General features: G+C 56.1%; 1 protein-coding gene. It reads right to left on the bottom strand.

Translation table 11 applies throughout. The features are described from left to right. Positions 1-255 (bottom strand): hypothetical protein (locus tag H8L32_RS28520; RefSeq protein ID WP_186951030.1); only part of this gene is annotated, 255 nt, incomplete at both ends.

The following is a 255-nucleotide window of genomic DNA, read 5'->3' as shown; positions in this document are numbered from 1 at the left end:
CGCCGTCAATGGTGTGGGTACCGTTGAAGTTGGCATCAGTGAAGATGATGCGGTCGGCTGTGCGTGTGGCACCTTCTTCGCCTTTGTAGCTGAAGCGGCTTGTGGCGCTCAGGCTACGGGCGTCGATTACAACGGCGCTTTCTTGTGCTGTACCAGCTGTGTCTGCTGTGTTGTTGGCATTGTTGGCTGTGTCGTTGTCATTGACGATGGCCAGTACACCTGCGTTGTTGTTGGCAGCGATCAGGGCATCGGTCA

The sequence above is a fragment of the Undibacterium hunanense genome, assembly GCF_014284335.1.
GTDB lineage: Bacteria > Pseudomonadota > Gammaproteobacteria > Burkholderiales > Burkholderiaceae_D > Undibacterium > Undibacterium hunanense.
This window is presented reverse-complemented; position numbering and strand designations above follow the sequence as displayed.